Here is a 17,477-nt window from a genome sequence, read left to right as displayed (position 1 = left end):
AATCGCCTCCGGGCCGATACGGCTACGAGGCGCGTAGTCGCACCAGGCACGTGGCCAGGGTTCGGATGGCCGGGGCGACCTCGTTGTCGGCGATGTTGCCGTAGCCGAGGACTATGCCGTCGTCGCTGCCATTGGCCTGAATGCGGTACGCGGCGAGCGGGACGATCCGGGTTCCGGCGTCGCGGGCGGCGATCGTGAGCCGGGCAGTGTCGAGGCTCGCGGGATGGGTCAGCGTCAGATGCAGGCCGGCCGCTGCCCCGCCGATCGTCCACGTCGGCAACTCCCGGCGTACCGCGGCCAGAAGCTGATCCCGGCGGCGCTTGTAGCGGCGCTGCATGGCGCGCAGATGGCGGTCGTACGCACCGGCCGCCATCAGTTCCGCGAATGTCGCCTGGTCGAGCGTCGACGGTCCGTGCCCGGACGATCGTTCCAGCAGCTCCCGCCAGCGTCCCTGGGCGACGAGCCAGCCGATCCCGATCGCGGGGCTCAGCGTCTTGCTGACCGAGCCGAGCAGTACGACGTGCTCCGGCGCCATCCCCTGCAGCGTGCCGACCGGGCTGCGGTCGTACCGGAACTCGGCGTCGTAGTCGTCCTCCAGGATCACGCCGCCGTTCCGCCGCGCCCACTCGATCAGCTCCAGCCGTCGCTGCGGCGCGAGGACGACGCCGGTCGGGAACTGATGGGCCGCGGTGACGAGCACGGCGCGCAGATCGTCCCGCCGGGCGAGCCGCTCGACGTCGAGACCGTGCTGATCGACCGGCACCGGCTCGGTCCGCACACCCGCCGACTCGATCACGGCACGCAGGCGCGTCCAGCCCGGGTCCTCGACGGCGATTCGATCGATGCCCGTCGCGCGCAGGCCCGTGCAGAGTTGGCGGACACTCGCGCTGACACCGCTGCGGATGACAACGTCCTCGGCCGTCACGATCGCTCCGCGACTACGCTGCAGGTAGTCGGACATCAGCTCGCGCAACGGCAGATAGCCCTGCTCGTCCGGATACCCGAGGCCGGCGGTCGGTATCGTCCGCGAGGCCGCCCGGGCTGCCTCCGCCCACCGCGTGCGCGGGAACGCGCGCAGGTCGGGCGCGCCCGGCGCCAGATCGAACCTGTACGTCGGCACGCCGGCCGTAGCCGTACGGCGAACCGGCGGCCGGCTGGAGCCGGACCAGCTGACCCAGGTCCCGGACCCGACTCGCGTAGCCAGGTAGCCCTCGGTCACGAGCTGGCCGTACGCCTGGGTGACGGCCCACCGCGAGCAGCCGAGCTGCGCTGCCAGCTCACGGCTGGGCGGCAGCACCGTGCCGCTCGACACGCGTCCCGATCGGACGGCCTCCCGCAACGCGCGCTCGACCTGTTGGTGGAGCTTGCCGAGACCGTCCAGGGTCAGGACCACAGTCCAGGCCGCGCGCGTGGACTGCCTCGCCATGACCACAGATCCTAGTCACGACGTCCGAGGGCCGGTACGGCGCGTCGCCGCACCGGCCCCAGGTCAGCGCTGGAAGTTGCGGAGCAGGTCGTACGGGTAGACCGGCTGCTTCTCGCTGACTGCCGTCAGGCGGTCGAGCTGCTCCTCGGTGAGGGACCAGCCGACGGCGCCGATGTTGTCGACGTAGTGCTCCAGCGTGCGCGGTCCGATGATCGGAGCGGTGACCGGCTCCGTCTGGATCAGCCACCGCAGCGCGATCTGAGACACGCTCCGACCGGTCGCGGCCGCGATGTCGTGCAGCGCGTCGAGAACGCTCCAGGTCCGCTCGTTGTCGTAGTAGTCCCACGCCTCCAGCAGCCCACGGTCCGCCGCGGCCGCCACCCGGCTGTCCGCCGGCGGCGCCTCCATGCCGCGATGGAACCGGCCTGCCAGCCACCCGGCCCGCAGCGGACTCCATGGCATCACGCCGAGGCCCTCGTTGCGGCAGATCGCCAGGAGCTCCCACTCGGCCTCACGGTCGAGCAGGTTGTACAGCGGCTGCAGCGCGGTGTACCGGTTCGGCCCCGCGAGGTCGATGGCCTTCTGCAGCTGCCAGCCGGTGACGTTGCTCGCTCCGAGGTACCGGACCTTGCCCGACGTGACGAGGGTGTCGAGCGTCGCCAGCGTCTCCTCGATCGGCGTAGCCGTGTCCCAGACATGGGTGTAGTACAGGTCGATGTAGTCGGTGCCGAGGCGCCGCAGGCTCGCTTCGACGGCGGACAGGATGTGCTTGCGGCTCAGCCCGTCGTCGTTCGGTCCGTCGCCCATCGCGCCGTACACCTTGGTTGCGATCACGAACGCGTCGCGGTCGCGGCCCTTGAGCCAGCGGCCGAGAACCGCCTCGGACTCACCCGCGTTGTACACGTCGGCCGTGTCGACGAAGGTGCCGCCGGCGTCGGCGAACTCGTCGAGGATCCGGACGCTGGTCTGCTCGTCCGTCGGTCCGCCGAAGTGCATCGCGCCGAGGCAGACCTCGCTGACCTTCAGTCCCGTCCTACCCAGATTGCGGTACTCCATGTATCGATCCAGTTCCTTTGCACCGTTGGTCACTCCGCACGGCCAATCTAGGTGCGGGTCCGGCGGTATCCACGCCCAATCGGCCCGCGGAATCGCGGACCAATTCAGCCGGCGACCATGCTCAGCGTGAACCGGGAGCCGCCGGACTCCGGCGTGGAGGCGGTGAGCGTGCCGTGGTGGCGATGGGCGATCTCCCGCGCGATGGCCAGGCCGAGCCCGGCTCCCCCGGCATCGCGGGTGCGGGCCTCGTCCAGGCGGGTGAACCGCTCGAAGACGCGCTCGCGGTCGGCCGCCGGGATGCCGGGGCCGTCGTCGTCGACGTGCAGTACGACGTGGTCGGCGCGCTGCTCGATCCGCACGGTGACGCTGGTCCGCGCATGCCGTACGGCGTTGTCGAGCAGGTTGCGGAGCAGCCGGTCCAGCTGCCGGGGATCGCCTTCCACCATCGCAGACTGGGCCGACTCGAAGTCGAGGTCCGGGCCGTCGCCGATTCGCCGTGCCAGCTGCCGGCGAGCCAGCTCGGCCAGGTCGACCGGCTGCAGGGTGGTTGTGGCGTCGGCGTCGAGTCGCGCCATCAGGAGCAGGTCGTCGGCGAGTTGCTGGAGCCGCTGGACCTCCTCGACCGCGACCCGGTTCACCCGCGGCCAGTCGGCGCGCTCGGGATGCGCGCCCGCCACCTCCAAGGTGGTGCGCAACGTGGCGATCGGGCTGCGTAGTTCGTGGGCCGCGTCGGCGACGAAGCCGCGTTGCTGGTCGGCGGCCGCCTCCAGCCGGGCGAGCGTGTCGTTCAGCGTCGCCGCCAGCCGCGCGACCGCGTCTCCGGTCGGAGGAATCGGCAGCCGCTCGTGCAGGTTCCGCTGGCTGATCGCCGCTGCCCGGGCCCGCATCCGCTCGATCGGCCGGAGCGCCAGCCGGGTGCCGACGTACGCGCCGACCATGATCAGCAGGACCGCCAGCGGCAGCGTCCGCTGCAGGACGCGGTCCACCTCGGCGGCCGCGTCCTCGGCCTCGAACGGCAGAACGAAGACCGACACCACCACGACGTCGTTCGGATCGCCTTTCAGCAGGACATCGCGGACCGCGACGACCTGCCGGTCCACCCACACGCGCCGTCCGGCCATCCTGGTGGCGATGGCACAGTCGCCCTGCGGCGCGGCGGCGCAGTGGGAGTCGGGGCCGAGTCCGCGGACAGTCACGAACATACTGTCCGTCAGGTCGTACCGGTTCGGACGGGGCGCGACCGGAACCGCTCCGAGGGCACCGATCACCGGGCTCGACTCGACGACCTTGCCGGTGTCGTCGACGACCTCGAACACCGCGTCCGTGGGAGCCTGGGCAAAGCTCCCGGTGACAGGCTGGAGGGTTCGGTACCCGTACATGTTCGCGATGAGCTGTTGCCGGTCGCTGTCCGCCTGACGCTCGAGATCGTGGTAGCGCGAGGTGAAGATCTGGTGGTGGATCCAGAACGCGAAGCCGACGGCCAGCACCGCCGCGACCAGTCCCGCGACCACAGCGGCGCGGAGGGCGGTCGACAGCCGGAGGTCAGGCATGGCTGCTGCCGGTGAGGCGGTAGCCCATGCCGCGCACGGTTTGCAGGGTGTTCCGGCCGAACGGCTGGTCGATCTTGCGGCGCAGGGCGCTGACGTGGACCTCGACCACGTTCACGTCGCCGTCGTAGTGGGCGTCCCAGACCTGTTCGAGGATCTCGCGTTTGGTCACCACCACGTCGCGCCGCCGCGCCAGGCACTCCAGGATCGCGAACTCGCGCGCGGTCAGGTCGATCGCCCGCTCGCCGCGGCGGCAGGTCCGGGCCGCCGGGTCGATGACCAGATCGCCGACCTCGAGCTCGACCCGCACCGCGCCGCTGCGCCGTAGCAGTGCGCGCAGGCGGGCCACCAGGACGACGTACGAGAACGGCTTGGTCAGGTAGTCGTCGGCGCCGGTGTCCAGCCCTTCGGCCTGGTCGTACTCGCCGTCCTTCGCGGTCAGCATCAGGATCGGCGTCGCGTCGCCGCCGCGGCGCAGACTCTCGCAGACGCGGTAGCCGTTCAGGCCGGGCAGCATCACGTCGAGGATGATCGCGGCGTACGCGTTCTCCTCCGCGGCCCACAGCGCCTCGGGCCCGCTGTGCACGACGTCGACGGTGAAGCCGTGCGACTCCAGGCCCCACTTCAGCGCGGCGGCGAGCCGGCGCTCGTCCTCCACCACCAGTAGCCGCACCGTCCCAGGATCACACATCCCGCGGACCATCCTGAAGAAGTCTTCAGGTTGCTTCAGGCCCCCTTTGGTACGCCGGCCGCAGACTCCCCCGCATGCTTCTCGCCCATCGCCCGGCCACGCGCCGGCTCACGCGTTCCCTGGCCGCGGTCGCGGACCGTCGCGCGAGCCCCTGGCCGTCGGCCGCCCAGGCCGCCGGGTTCGCAGCCGCCTACACCTGGTTCGCGGTGCAGCGCCACTGGGCCTATCGCTCCGGCGGCTTCGATCTCGGCATCTTCGACCAGGCCGTGCGGAGTTACGCCCACGGCCGGCTCCCGGTGTCGACGATCCGGGACCCGCAGCTGATCCTGCTCGGCGACCACTTCCATCCGATCCTGATCGTGCTCGCGCCGTTCTACCGGCTCTTCCCAACGGCCGAGACGCTGTTGGTCGCGCAGGCGCTGCTGCTCGCGGTGTCCGTCTTCCCCATCACCCGCCTCGCTTGTACGACGCTCGGCACCAGAACCGGATTGGTCGTCGGGACCTGCTACGGCTTGTCCTGGGGCCTGCTGAACGCAATCACGTTCGACTTCCACGAGATCGCGTTCGCCGTACCGCTGATCGCCTTCGCCCTGACCGAACTGCTCCACGGCCGGCCGGGGCGCGCCGTCGCAATCGCCGCTCCCCTGGTCCTGGTCAAGGAGGACCTCGGACTGACGCTGGCCGTGCTGGGACTGCTGATCGCCCTACGCCCCGGCACCCGTCGGCTCGGGCTGCTCATCGCGGCCGGCGGCACCGCGGCGTCGCTGCTCAGCGTGTTCGTGATCATCCCGGCCTTCAGTGCCTACGGCAACTACCGCTATCTGGGCGCACGTGGTCTCCGGCCACCGGAGCCCGCCCTGGCCGGCGACTTGCTCTCGCCGGGAAAGCTTCACCTGGTCGTGCTGCTTCTGCTGCCGACACTCTTCCTCGCGCTCAGGTCGCCCCTTGTGCTGTTGCTGGTGCCGACCTTGGGCTGGCGTCTGACAAGCACGTACATCCTCTACTGGATCCCGACCTTCCACTACGACGCCGTACTCATGCCGATGCTCTTCTGCGCGCTGATCCACGGACTGGTCCTGCTCCGGCCACGCCTGCGCGGCCTCCTGCCTGTCGTCTCCGCGGCTCTGGCGGCGACCTGCGTGACGCTGTTCCTGCAGTCATCCGCCGCGAACGGTCCCGGGCACCGGTCGGAGTTCACGGCCGCCGCCGACCGACTGATCACCAGGATCCCGGACGGCGCCACAGTGAGTACGACGGACACGATCGCGCCGCACCTCTCGTCCCGGACCGACGTGTACCTGCTCAAGGCGAAACGGCCGACCGAGTGGACGTTGGCGCCGTACGACGACCCGCACGTGTCGCCGCGCGCGGACGATCTCGTCGTCCGGGACGGCGCCCTGATCCTGCTCCGGCACGTCGCGCCGCACAACACCGAAGGAGAGACATGGCCGCGGTCGCGGTGATCGTGCCGTGCTACAACGAGGCCGCGGCGGTGCGGAAGGTGGTTACCGAACTGCGCGACTCGTTGCCGGCAGCACAGATCTACGTCTACGACAACAACTCGACCGACGAGACTGCCGCGATCGCTGCCGCCGCGGGGGCGACCGTCCGGCACGTCGCGCGCCGCGGCAAGGGGAATGTGGTCCGGCGTGCGTTCGCGGACGTGGAGGCCGACGTCTACCTGCTGATCGACGGCGACGACACGTACGAGGCGGCCCGCGCGGCCGACCTGGTGAACGCCCTGCTGGCCGGTCCGTACGACCAAGTGGTCGGCGTACGGCGGCACTCCGACTCCGCGGCGTACCGGCCGGGCCACACCCTCGGGAACCGGGTGCTGACCGCCGCCGTCGGCGCGCTGTTCGGCCGCGACATCACCGACATGCTGAGCGGCTACCGGGCCTTCTCGCGGCGGTACGTGAAGTCGTTCCCCGCGCTCGCCCCGGAGTTCGAGATCGAAACGGAGCTCACCATCCACACACTGCACCTACGGGTCCCGGTCGCTGAGGTCGAGGTCGGCTACAAGGAGCGGCCGGCCGGCGGCGAGAGCAAGCTGCGGACGTATCGCGACGGGCTGCGGATCCTGCGCTGGATCCTGCACCTCGCACGACTGGAGCGGCCGGTGCTGTTCCACGGCGTGATCGCGGCGATCCTCGGTACGGCGGCGTTGGCGCTGGGCGCTCCCGTCGTCCTGGAGTTCGTGCGGACCGGGCTCGTCCCGCGGTTCCCGACCGCGATCCTCGCGTCGTCAATCGGGCTGGCGGCGATCCTGACGCTGGTGCTCGGTTATCTGCTCGACGCGATCGGCCGGAGCCGGCAGGAGGCCGCGCGGTTGAGCTACTTGACACATCCGGCGCCTTCGCAGGCCCCGGCGACGGTCGGGGCCGGTTCATGAGGCGGCACTGGCCGGCGCCGGTCGCCGCGCTCGCCGCCGGGCTGACCTTCGTGCTGAGCGGGATCCTGCGCCACACCTATCCGTTCGGGGACCGGCCGCGGAGCACCAACGACCTCGGTCAGCAGATCGTGCCGATGTACGCGCACTACCGCGACGTCCTGACCGGCCACGGCGGCGATCTGTTCTTCAACTGGTCGAGCGGGTTCGGCGTACCGTTCCTGGGCGACTTCATGGCCTACGTCGGCTCCACGTTGTCGTGGATCACCGTGCTGATGCCACGGGATCACGTCGACCTGGCCTTGTTCCTCGTCGACGTGCTGGCGATCGGGCTCGCGGCCGGCGCGATGACGGCGTACCTGCGGTACCTGCGTCCGGGCCCGGCCTGGCCGGCGGTGATCGCGGGCGTGTCGTACGGCGCGTGCGGGTGGGCGATCGACGATGCGGCGTACATGAGTGTCTGGCTGAACGGGCTGGTCGCGTTCCCGGTGATCTGCCTGCTGTGCGAATGGATCCTGCGGCGGCGGTCAACGCTGTCGTTGCTGGTGACGTCGCTCGTCGTCGCGCTGTTGTGGACGTCGCACTTCTACACCGTCTACATGGCGATGATCGGCGCGGCGCTCGTCGTGGTGGCGCGTCTGCTCGCGGACGACGCGACGGTGTCGTGGCGGCATCGGCTGACCGGCGCGTTGCGCTGCTTCGTTGCCATCGGCCTCGGAACCGGACTGGCGGCTCCGCTGCTGCTGCCGACGTTCGAGGCCGTGCGCGCCGCGCGGCCCAGCCCGGAGGTGGTCTTCCAGCCGGTCCTCCCGCTCACCTTCCTGGCCCGGCTGCTGCCCGGCAGCGAAGGAGTCGGCACGACCCCGGGGCTCGCGGTCGGCACAGTCATGCTGCTGCTCGCGGTCAGCCTGCCGCTCAACCGGCTCGTTCCGGCCCGCGAACGGATCGTGTGGACCGCTACCGTCGTGCTCACGATGGTCAGCCTGCAGATCCGGATCACCCACGAGATCTGGCACGGCTTCGACGCGCCGAACGGCAGCCCGTACCGGCAGGCGTTCGTCGTGGCCGGATTGCTGGTCATCGTCGGCTGGATCTCCTGGTCCGCCGGGGTCCGCACCGTACTGACGGTCGCTGCCCCGATTGGCGCTGTGCTGCTGCTGTACGTCGTGTCCTGGGACGTCCGCAGTACGACGCGGGCCACGCAGCTCGTCGTACCGGTGCTGGTCGTCGTCGCGCTCGGGGCGTGGTTCCTGAGCCGGTCGCCACGATGGGTACGGCGGGGAGCGGCGGCGGTGCTCGTCGCCGCCGTGTTCGTGGAGGTCTCGTTGTCGTCGGTGGCGATCGACGAGCGGCGGAGCAAGATCCTGAGTGCGAAGGCGCCGTGGGGCGCCGAGCACACCGCGCTGCGCTCGATGGTCACCTCCGCGGCGGACTGGCCGACGTACCGCACGGCGCCCGGAGCGGAGCAGACCGTCAACGATCCGATGCTGATCGGCGGACAGGGGCCGCAGTACTACTCGAGCACGATGCCCGACCGGGTGTCGCAACAGCTGCTCGATCTCGGGTTCGGGTACAGCTCGTACGGACGGGCGCTGGTCGACCCGCGGAACCCGGTGGCCGACGCGATCTTCGCGATCCGGTCGCGCGTCGTGGGCCGGCTGTCGCTGGAGAAGTACGACGTACCGCCGCTGGTCACCGTTCGACCGGCGGCGGCCTGGTCGTCAAGCGATCCCGGACCGTTCGGCGCGCAGGAGTCGGCGCTCGGCGCGGACGTCTACACCGTGCCGCGTGTGCGCACCGAGAACGGACACGTGCTGGTCGCGTCCTGCGCACCCGGCTCGGAGATCTGGTTCGCGGCGCCGGAGTTCGTCGGCTCGGTCCTGGTCGCCGGCCGCGGCTGGGTCGTCAACCTGTCCGCGAAGGTGAAGTCCCCCGGCGTCTACGCGGGCGCGCCGATGCTCCGGGTCGGCACCGCAAGCGCGGACGGCGTCGCCGCCGTACCCATCCGCCTCAGCCCCCGCGCGACACTCCCCTCATCCCCCATCGGCTGCCTCGATCGATCCCGCCTCGCCACCGCCGTCCACACTCTCACTCCACCCAGCCCGCCGGCAGTCGACGTCAGCGGCCACGCAATCCACATCCGCCTTCACCCGAGCGATACGTCTGCCTCGCTCGTCATCGCAACAGTCCGAATCGAGGGCTGGCGCTGCTCCGTCGACAACGGCCCCGCCCACACCCCCGACAACCGGGCAGGCCTTCTCGCCGTACCCCTACCGGCAGGCGCGTCCACGGTCTCCTGCACCTACCACCCGCCCGGCCTGATCCCGGGCCTGGCAAGCGGGGCGCTCGCCGCCCTGGTCCTCCTGGCAGCCGCTGCACTGTCCCTGGTCCGTCATACCGCAGGGGGTTCGACGTTCAGTTCGCGGAGGGCGGTGGCGTAGCGGTCGACGTTGCGGAGTTTGACGGACTCGTAGCCTCGGACGAGGTCTGGGAGTTCGGCCAGTTGTACGGCGCGGTCGTACGAGGTGGGGCTGAGGTCGGCGGCCAGGCCGGTCATCAGGGTGCGGTAGTGGTCGCGCAGGGTGCGCTCGACCTTGCGGAGGTGCGCGTAGCCGAAGAGGTCCGCGCGGGTGCCGCGGAGTGACTTGAGCCTGGAGAGGACGCGCAGCGTGCCGTGCGACTTGGGGCCGAACGAGATCTTCTTCTTGCGGCCCATCGCACGCAGCACGGGCGGGTGCAGCTTGAACGACACCACACCACCCGGGAAGGACTCGCCGGTGGAGTCGAGGAACGCCGGGTCGGTGAGAAGCCGCGCGACCTCGTACTCGTCCTTGTACGCCGTCAGCTTGAACAGGTTGCGGGCGACCGCCTCGCTGAGCCGCGTCTCCATGGTGACGGCTCTCTCGGCGGCAGCGATCCGCGCCACGAAGTCGACGTACGAGTCCGCGAGCTTCACGTTCTGGTAGGCGACCAGGTCGGCGGCGCGCCGCGCGACGAGGCGCAGCACCTCGCCCTCGAGCCCGGAGGCCGCGACCGAAGCAGGTACGTCGGGACTCGCAACCGCGGCCGACTGCTTCCCGGCGGCGCGGAACACGGCCGGGTCAGCGACCGCCACACGCCCCCAGGTGAAAGCGGCGATGTTCGCGGCAACCGCGGTGCCGTTGATCTGGATGGCTTCCTCGATCGCCGCTGCCGGCAGGCGGAGAGCACCGGTCTGGTAGGCGGCGCCGACGAGCAGGAAGTTCGCCGCGATCGTGTTGCCGAAGATCCGGTCCGCGGCCTCGAGCGCGTCGAAGTCGAACGTCTCCGCGCTCGCGGTCCGGACCCGCTCCAGCAACCCGGCCTCGTCGGGGTGCTGGACGGCAGGGTCGTACACCATCGCGCCGGTCGCGGTGCGGCTGGTCGAGACCACGGTCCGGGTTACGGCACCGTTGCCGTAGGCAAGGTTCCGGTCCTCGGCGAGTGTCAGCAGGTCGAACCCGAGCAGGCAGTCCGCGGACCCGGGAGTGAGCCGGTTGGCGGGCTCGAGCTCGCAGTCGGCGAACCGCAGGTGACCGGTGACAGGGCCGGCCTTCTGGCTCAGCCCGGTCTGGTCGAGCGACTCGACGGCGTACCCGGCGCGATGCGCGGCGGTCGCGAGCACCTGGTTGACCGTGACGATGCCGGTGCCGCCGATGCCGGCCAGGAAGACGTTCTGGGTATCGGCGACGCGGTCCTCGGCGCTGCTCGGCGGCACCGACGGCGGCGCGGGAAACGCCGCCTTCTTCCGGGCTGCCGTCCGGGTGGACCGCGGTGCCGTCTCGACGACCACGAATGACGGGCAGTCGCCGTCGAGACAGCTGTAGTCGGTGTTGCAGGAGGTCTGCTCGATGCGGGTCTTGCGACCGTACTCGGTCTCGACCGGCTGCACCGACAGGCAGTTGCTCTTCACACCGCAGTCGCCGCAGCCCTCGCACACGGCCTCGTTGATGACGACGCGCTGCGTGCGGGCCGGCAGGCTGCCGCGCTTGCGCTGCCGCCGTGCGTCGGCGGCGCAGTGCTGGTCGTAGATCAGCACCGTGACGCCGGGGGTTTCGCGCAGCATCCGCTGGGCCTCGTCGAGACGGTCACGGCTCCACAGCAGCGTGCCGGGCGCGAGGTCGCGACGACGGTGCCGTTCCGGCTCGTCGGCGCAGACCACGATCTTCCGCACGCCCTCGACTGACAGCTTGTGGGTCAGCTGCGGCACGCTGAGCGCGCCCTCGGCGTCCTGCGCGCCGGTCATCGCGACGACGTCGTTGTACAGCACCTTGTAGGTGATGTTCACGCCGGCGGCGATGCAGGCCTGGACGGCGAGCTGCCCGGAGTGGAAGAAGGTGCCGTCACCGACGTTCTGGAAGATGTGGCCGGCGTCGGTGAACCACGCCTGGCCGATCCACTGGGCTCCCTCACCGCCCATCTGGGTGACTCCGGTGACGGCGCTATCCTGCCGGTCGGAGATCGTCACCATGGCGTGGCAGCCGATCCCGCCGCCGCCCATCGACCCCTCGGGAAGCGCGGTCGAGCGGTTGTGCGGGCAGCCGCTGCAGAAGTACGCCGAGCGACTGGTCGAGAGCAACGGCAGCGAGATCCGCCGCGGCGGGGGCGGCGTGACGGCGACCAGGTCCTGCAGCAGGGACCGCAGCGGCGCGAGCAGCCGGCCCGCCGTGAGCTCACCGTCGGCGGGAATCAGCAGCCGGCCGGCGGTGTCGCGTTTGCCGACGATCTGCGGCGCGTCCGGCGTACCGTAGAGGATCTCCCGGATCTGGGTCTCGACGAACGCGGTCTTGTCCTCGACCACGACGATCCGGTCCAGCCCCTCGGCGAACGAGCGCACGGTGCCGGGTGCGACAGGGCTCATCAGCCCGAGCCGCAGCACCCGGACGCCCGCCCGCGCGAGCGCCTCGTCCGTGACGCCGAGGTCCTTCATCGCCTGCCGCATCGAGTCGTAGCAGCTGCCGGAGGCAACGAATCCGACACGGGCGTGCGCCGGGTCGACGTCGACCACGTCGAGGCCGTTCTCGACGGCGTACGCGCGCACCAGCTCGGTGCGCGGCCCGACCAGGTCCGCCTCGGCACGCACGATCGCGTCCGGCCGGACGACCATCGGGCGCTGCTCGTACCGGTAGGGCTTGCCGTCCCACTCGATCGCGGGGACGACCGGCAGTACGTCGCCCGCGGCGGCGTCGACCGCCCAGGCGCCGTCGGCGACGTCCGCGACGATCTTCAGCGCGACGACGCAGCCGGTCACCCGCGACAGCTCGATCGCGTGCAGGCCGAGCGTCACGATCTCGGCCGCGTTGCGCGGGAAGAGGACCGGGATCCCCAGTGCGGCCAGGGACCGCTCGCTGACCGCCGGTACGGTCGACGACTTCGAGGCAGGGTCGTCACCGACCAGGAGCACGGCGCCGCCGCGCGGGTTCACGCCGTACATGTTGGCGTGCCGCAGCGCGTCGGTCGCGCGGTCCACACCGGGGCCCTTGCCGTACCAGAAGCCGGTGACCCCGTCATGGGTGCCGGTGCCGAGCGGCAGCTCGATCTGGCTGCCCCACACCGACGTCGCGGCGAGTTCCTCGTTGAGCCCGGGGACGAACCGGATGTCGTTCTCGTCGAGCACGTCCCGCAGGCCCGCCAGCAGCCGGTCGAGGCCGCCGAGCGGGCTGCCCTGGTAGCCGGAAACGAAGGATGCGGTCCGCAGCCCGCGGCGCCGGTCGAGCGCGCGGTGCTCGACCAGGAGTCGCGCGATCGCCTGGACGCCGGTCAGCAGCGTCGGCGGACCGGCCGGCCGGAACCGGTCGTCGAGGTCGTACGGCGGAGCAGCGGCGAGTCGCTCCGCGCTGATCTCGGCGGGGGCGATGGCGGTCATCGGCTCTCCAGGGGTCCGCGGCAGTTCCCCAGAGCGTGCGGGCTGGGTGGGCCGAGTCACAAGAGTTGTCGTCGAGTTTGGCGACGATCCGCAATCCCTGCCACGACGATCGCCGTCCAGACGCAACAAAGGACGCCTCCGGAGTAGAGTCCGTTGCGTGCCTGAGCAAGCCAGCCTGGACGACACCGATCGCGCGATCCTCGACCTGCTGCGCGACAACGCCCGCCGCCCGCTGCGCGAGATCGCGACCGCGGTCGGCCTCACCGTCGCGCCCGTCCAGCGCCGGATCACCCGGCTGGAGAAACTCGGCGTCATCGAGCGCTACACGGTGCAGATCAACCACGGCCGGATCGCCGGCGGCATCGAGGCGATGACCGAACTGCACTTCGCCGACGACCTCGATCTCGCGCAGATCATGGAGTTCGTCGCCCAGGTCCCCGAGGTCAAGGAGGTCCTCACCCTGGCCGGTGACCCGGACGCCCTGGTCCGCATCCAGGTCGAGGGCGTGGAGGATCTGCGCCGCGTCGTCAGCTCACTACGCTCCGCCGAAGCGATCGCAAGCACCAAGACGCTTGTCGTCCTCGAGCAATGGACCCGCCGAGGCTGAGGAACTCGCCGCGCCCGCGCGGCTGGTCCATTCCGACGGCGGGATGCTGGGCCACCGGCCGCCGAAATGGCCCATCGACACAGGCCGCGAATGGCGTCCCGGCAGCGGTCCACCAGCGCGTAGCGTCGAAAGTGAACCAGCAGCTGTCTACTCCGAGGATCATCATGCGTGCCATCACCGTTCGGGACCCCGAGGCCGAGGACTTCGGGCTGTCCCTCTCCGAGCTCCCCCATCCCCATGCCGCCGAGAACGACGTCGTCGTGCAGGTCCACGCCGCGGGCTTCATCCGCACCGAACCGCAGTGGCCCGCGACCTGGGTCGACCGCGCCGGCCGCGACCGCACGCCGAGCGTGCTCGGCCACGAACTGTCCGGCGTGGTCGTCGAGCTCGGCTACGGCACGACGGGCCTCTCGATCGGTCAGCGGGTCTTCGGGCTGACCGACTGGGCCCGCAACGGAACGCTCGCCGAGTACACCGCCGTCGAGGCCCGCAACCTGGCGCCGCTTCCCGCCGACGTCGACCACGTCACCGCGGCCGCCCTGCCGATGCCCGGTCTGACGGCCTGGCAGGCCCTCTACGACCACGCTCACCTGCAGACGGGGCAGACCGTCCTCATCCACGGCACCGGCGGTTCCGTCGGCTCGCTCGCCGTACAGCTCGCCCGTGAGACCGGCGCCCACATCATCGGCACCGGCCGGGCCGCCGACCGGAAGCTCGCCGAGAGCCTGGGCGCCCACGAGTTCGTCGACCTGGACAACGACCGCCTCGAGGACACCGGCGAGGTGGACGTGGTGTTCGACGTGATCGGCAGCGAGATCCTCAACCGCTCCACCGCACTGTTGCGGCCGGGCGGCACACTCGTGACTGTCGCCGAGCCGCCGACCGTCCAGCCTCGCGACGGCAGGGCGATCTTCTTCGTCGTCGAGCCCGATCGTGCACAGACGACCCAGCTGGCCGCCCGGCTGCGCGACGGCCGCCTCGTCCCCCTCGTCAGCGCGGTCCGCGAGCTGGCCGACGTACCGGCCACGTTCGGCAGCCGCGGCAAGACGATCGTCAAGGTCACGACGGACTGAAGGATTGCGATTGCGGGCCCGTCCCCCTCCCCTGTGCTGCGACGGGCCCGCAATCGGTCTGTGGGTTGCGGTCACGCGACGGCGGACCGATGCCGGCGACGGCAGGCCAGAACCGTGAGAATCCGGCGTTTGCGCTCGATGACGGCCGTCAGCTGCTCGCGGTCGGCCTGCCGGCGCGCCGTCCGCAACTCGTCCTCGACGGCCTGCAGGGCGTGCAGCAGTTCACGAACGGTGCGGGGATCGGAATCGCGCATGACGGCCTCGGCAAGCTCGAAGAATTCGGCGCCCGGCTGTCTGAGGCTGAACCACTATGACCGGACGAACGTGTTCTGGGCAAGCCCCGTCCGGAACATTCTTTTCCTGCTGGACGACCCCGGCCGGTCGGTGCTATCCAGAAATGGTCCGAGGGAATTTCCATGACCGATTCCGGCTCGCCACCAAATGCCAGGCACGACCAACTCGCCCGCGACCTCAGCGAACTGGCCCGTGACCTGCACCGCGCCGACGCGCCGGACGACGTACTGCGGGAGGCGGTGCAGGCCGCGCTCGAACTGGTGCCGGGCGCCCAGGACGGTTCGGTGACCACGATCGTGGTCGGCAAACTCGTGTCCCACAAGGCCGAGTCCGGCACCCTGCCGATGCGCGTCGACTCCCTGATGTCGGAGCTCGGCGAAGGCCCGTGCGTGGACGCGCTGCGCGATCACAAGGCGGTGGTTCGCGTCGACGACATGCGTACCGAGTCCCGCTGGCCGCAACTGGCTCCCCGGGCCGCCGAGCTGGGCGCACTCAGTGTGCTGACGTTCCCGCTGTTCTCCAAGGACGACAACCTCTGTGCGCTCAACCTGTACGCCGGTACCGCGAACGCGTTCTCCGCGGAGTCCGAGCAGATCGGCTGCCTGATCGCCATCCACGCCGCGGTGGCCTACGCGGGCGCCCAGCGCACGGAGAACCTCCTGGCCGCCCTGGAGACCCGCGACCAGATCGGCCAGGCGGTCGGCCTCCTGATGGAGCGCTACTCGATCACCTCCGAGCGCGCCTTCAGCACCCTCGTCCGCTTCAGCCGCCAGACCAACCGCAAACTCCGCGACGTGGCCGCCGAACTCATCGCCGACGCCGAGGCCGGCGCCCACCGGTAGTCAGATCGTGGTGACCATGCCGCCGTCGATCAGCACGTCACATCCGGTCATGTTGCCTGCGGCTCCGGAGGCGAGGACCAGCACCAGCTGAGCCACCTCCTCCGGACGGGTGAATCGTCCGGTCGGTGTACCGGCAACTGCCGCGTCCCGGACCGCGGTGGGATCGAGTCCCTGTGCCCGGCCGACGGTCTCCGCCACCCCGCCGGGGCCCAGCCAGAGCGCGGTTTCGACCGGTCCCGGACTGATGGTGTTCACCCGGACACCAGCGGGTCCGAGCTCCTTGGACAGCGACTTGGAGAAGCTCCGCAGCGCGGCCTTCGCCGCGCTGTAGTCGATGACGCCGGGATCGGGCAGCGTGGCGTTCACCGAGCAGATCGTGACGATGGCGGACGGCGCACTCGCCACCAGGTGCGGCACCGCGGCCCGCGTCGCACGCACTGCCGACAGCAGGTTCACTTCCAGCGCCCACTGCCACTCCGCGTCCGTGACGGCGAGGAAACCCTCGGTGCGCGGACGTACTCCGCCCACGTTGTTCACGAGCACGTCGACGCCACCGAATCGCGTCACGGCCGCCCCCACCAGGGCCTCGCATCCGGCCGCGGTGGTGAGATCGCCCAGCACGACCTCGACCTCACCGTCCGCGGCCAACGCGTTCAGTTCGGGTGAACCGCCGAGCGCACCGGCGGCGACCCGCATGCCCTCGCCGAGCAGCGCCTGCGTGACCGCGAGACCGATGCCCTTGCTCGCGCCGGTCACCACTGCCGTCCGGCCGGCCAGGTCGAGCTTCACAGGGACTGCTCCTTCAGCCAGGCCAAGCACGCCGTGGCGATATCGGACCAGCCGGAGTCGACGACGAGCGAGTGGCCGCGGTCCGGGAAGGTCCGCAGGTCGGTGACGGCGTCGGAGTGGCGGTACTGCTTGAGCGTCGCGCGGGTCACCGACTCGGGGACGGTGTGGTCCTTCCCGCTGGCGATCAGCAGCAGCGGCCCGCGCTTCTGGTTGCCGGTGTCGACCTTGGCCGGCGAGTGCGGGTTGAAGTTCGCCGACGCCGCCTCGAACAGCGGCCGGCCGGGCGCCGGAATGGTCCAGCGCTCGAACAGCAGGTCGGACTCCTCCCGCGAGACCGCGTTGCCGAACGCGAACCGGAACTGCTCGGCGGTCAGCGAGACGGCCCGGTGCTTGTTGGCCGGGTTCTTGAACACCGGCAGCGTGGCCCGCAGCGCGGACAGCGGGACGGGCAGCACGCCCTTGATCTGGGCGGCGTCGATCGCGATCGCCGCCCGGGCGCGGTCCTGCCCGAGCAGCTTCTGTGCGACCATGCCGCCGAACGAGTGCCCGATCAGGATCGGCGGCTCGGGGAGCTCCTCGATGACGGCGGCGAAATGCGCCACGACATCGTCGATGCCGTGATCGCCGATCGCCTCCGGGTCCTGCCGGGACGCCTCGACGGTCGGGCCGTCGCCGGGCCAGCCCGGCGCCGCGGGTTCGTACCCTTCGGTGCGGAATCGCGTCAGCCACGCGTCCCACGACGTCGCGTGCAGCCAGAGCCCGTGGATGAAGAGCACCGGTGTTCCCACAGTCGTCCTCCTGGTCGGTCCCGAGGTGCTCCTCCTGGTCGGTCCCGAGGTGCTGGACACACCGCGTTGGAACCGACCTTAGGACGTCCGG

The 17,477-nt window shown here is 70.7% G+C and carries 14 protein-coding genes; 6 read left to right on the top strand and 8 right to left on the bottom strand.

Annotated features, from left to right (window positions below; translation table 11 throughout):
• Positions 1 to 22: 22 nt before the first annotated feature.
• From pdxR to ACWEOO_RS39220, 4 genes are all read right to left on the bottom strand, one after another.
• The gene (gene pdxR / locus ACWEOO_RS39235) at positions 23 to 1,426 is read right to left on the bottom strand and encodes a MocR-like pyridoxine biosynthesis transcription factor PdxR (protein ID WP_452147378.1); all 1,404 of its coding nucleotides are present in this window, start codon (positions 1,424 to 1,426) and stop codon (positions 23 to 25) included.
• 63 nt (positions 1,427 to 1,489) lie between these two features.
• Entirely contained in the window at positions 1,490 to 2,482 is a 993-nt protein-coding gene (locus ACWEOO_RS39230) for an aldo/keto reductase (RefSeq protein ID WP_363708362.1), read from the bottom strand.
• 104 nt (positions 2,483 to 2,586) lie between these two features.
• A complete protein-coding gene (locus tag ACWEOO_RS39225) occupies positions 2,587 to 4,032 on the bottom strand; it encodes a sensor histidine kinase (RefSeq protein WP_452147377.1) in 1,446 nt (481 codons plus the stop codon).
• Positions 4,025 to 4,702, bottom strand: coding sequence for a response regulator transcription factor (locus ACWEOO_RS39220; RefSeq protein WP_452147376.1), 678 nt, complete (start codon positions 4,700 to 4,702; stop codon positions 4,025 to 4,027). Before ACWEOO_RS39220 ends, ACWEOO_RS39225 begins: the two co-directional genes overlap by 8 nt.
• Positions 4,703 to 4,794: 92 nt before the next feature.
• Between ACWEOO_RS39220 and ACWEOO_RS39215 the strand changes: the two genes are divergently transcribed.
• Genes ACWEOO_RS39215 through ACWEOO_RS39205 form a run of 3 tightly spaced genes read left to right on the top strand, consistent with a single transcriptional unit; the run spans position 4,795 to position 9,550 of the window.
• A complete protein-coding gene (locus ACWEOO_RS39215; RefSeq protein ID WP_452147375.1) occupies positions 4,795 to 6,183 on the top strand; it encodes a DUF2079 domain-containing protein in 1,389 nt (462 codons plus the stop codon).
• A complete protein-coding gene (locus tag ACWEOO_RS39210) occupies positions 6,165 to 7,112 on the top strand; it encodes a glycosyltransferase (protein WP_452147374.1) in 948 nt (315 codons plus the stop codon). Before ACWEOO_RS39215 ends, ACWEOO_RS39210 begins: the two co-directional genes overlap by 19 nt.
• Entirely contained in the window at positions 7,109 to 9,550 is a 2,442-nt protein-coding gene (locus ACWEOO_RS39205; RefSeq protein WP_452147373.1) for a YfhO family protein, read from the top strand. Before ACWEOO_RS39210 ends, ACWEOO_RS39205 begins: the two co-directional genes overlap by 4 nt.
• On the opposite strand, the gene ACWEOO_RS39200 is transcribed toward ACWEOO_RS39205, so the two are convergent.
• Positions 9,502 to 12,993, bottom strand: coding sequence for an indolepyruvate ferredoxin oxidoreductase family protein (locus ACWEOO_RS39200; RefSeq protein ID WP_452147372.1), 3,492 nt, complete (start codon positions 12,991 to 12,993; stop codon positions 9,502 to 9,504). The genes ACWEOO_RS39205 and ACWEOO_RS39200 overlap by 49 nt on opposite strands.
• A 157-nt stretch (positions 12,994 to 13,150) precedes the next feature.
• Between ACWEOO_RS39200 and ACWEOO_RS39195 the strand changes: the two genes are divergently transcribed.
• Positions 13,151 to 13,600, top strand: coding sequence for an Lrp/AsnC family transcriptional regulator (locus ACWEOO_RS39195; protein WP_355477749.1), 450 nt, complete (start codon positions 13,151 to 13,153; stop codon positions 13,598 to 13,600).
• Between the two features lie 164 nt (positions 13,601 to 13,764).
• Positions 13,765 to 14,673 carry an NADP-dependent oxidoreductase gene (locus tag ACWEOO_RS39190; RefSeq protein ID WP_452147371.1) on the top strand — a complete coding sequence of 303 codons (909 nt, stop codon included), beginning with the start codon at positions 13,765 to 13,767 and terminating at the stop codon, positions 14,671 to 14,673.
• Positions 14,674 to 14,744: 71 nt separating this feature from the next.
• Here the strand turns inward: ACWEOO_RS39190 and ACWEOO_RS39185 are convergent, their stop codons facing one another.
• Positions 14,745 to 14,927: a hypothetical protein gene (locus tag ACWEOO_RS39185; RefSeq protein WP_452147370.1), complete on the bottom strand. Its 183-nt coding sequence runs from the start codon at positions 14,925 to 14,927 to the stop codon at positions 14,745 to 14,747.
• 162 nt (positions 14,928 to 15,089) lie between these two features.
• On the opposite strand from ACWEOO_RS39185, the gene ACWEOO_RS39180 reads away from it, so the two are divergent.
• On the top strand, positions 15,090 to 15,809 hold the full coding sequence (locus tag ACWEOO_RS39180) for an ANTAR domain-containing protein (protein ID WP_452147369.1): 720 nt from the start codon (positions 15,090 to 15,092) through the stop codon (positions 15,807 to 15,809).
• Here the strand turns inward: ACWEOO_RS39180 and ACWEOO_RS39175 are convergent, their stop codons facing one another.
• Together ACWEOO_RS39175 and ACWEOO_RS39170 are read right to left on the bottom strand one after the other, a co-directional pair.
• Complete coding sequence (locus ACWEOO_RS39175) at positions 15,810 to 16,598, bottom strand: SDR family NAD(P)-dependent oxidoreductase (protein ID WP_452147368.1); 789 nt, start codon at positions 16,596 to 16,598, stop codon at positions 15,810 to 15,812.
• Entirely contained in the window at positions 16,595 to 17,386 is a 792-nt protein-coding gene (locus ACWEOO_RS39170; protein ID WP_452147367.1) for an alpha/beta hydrolase, read from the bottom strand. Before ACWEOO_RS39170 ends, ACWEOO_RS39175 begins: the two co-directional genes overlap by 4 nt.
• Positions 17,387 to 17,477: the final 91 nt, after the last annotated feature.

Source organism: Kribbella sp. NPDC004138 (assembly GCF_053603655.1).
This window is presented reverse-complemented; position numbering and strand designations above follow the sequence as displayed.